General features: G+C 71.9%; 1 protein-coding gene. It reads left to right on the forward strand.

What is annotated here, in order from left to right:
- Nucleotides 1-519 (forward strand): autotransporter-associated beta strand repeat-containing protein (locus V5F61_RS21185; protein ID WP_394104091.1); only part of this gene is annotated, 519 nt, incomplete at both ends.

Below are 519 nucleotides of genomic sequence, written 5' to 3' on the forward strand. Positions count from 1 at the left end.
TCGCAGCTCGGTACGGGCACGCTGACGCTGAGCGGCAGCAACACCTTTACGGGCGGGCTGCGGATCGGCACCGGCACGGTCTCCGTCTCCAACGACGGCAATCTGGGCGCCGCGGGCGCCGGCATCGCCATCGCCGGCGGTACGCTGGCGGTCACGGGATCGTTCACCAGCAGCCGTGCGGTCACGCTCTCCGGCGCGGGAACGCTTTCGGTGGGCGAGGGGCGGGTGTGGCAGCTTGCCGGCCCCATCGGGGGGGGCGGCAGCCTGACGAAGGGGGGAACCGGCATGCTCGTGCTGCTGGGCGACAGCACCCAGGCGGGCGGCATCACCATCGCTGCCGGTGCGCTGCAGGTCGGCGACGGCGGCACCTCCGGCAGCCTGGCCGCAGACGTGGTGAACCTCGGCGCGCTGGTGTTCAACCGCTCCGATACCCTCGCCTTCAACGGTGCGATTTCGGGCAGCGGATCGGTGACCCAGCTCGGCACCGGGCGCCTGGTCCTCGGCGGCAGCAACACCTTT

The organism is Xanthobacter sediminis, assembly GCF_043195015.1.
GTDB lineage: Bacteria > Pseudomonadota > Alphaproteobacteria > Rhizobiales > Xanthobacteraceae > Xanthobacter.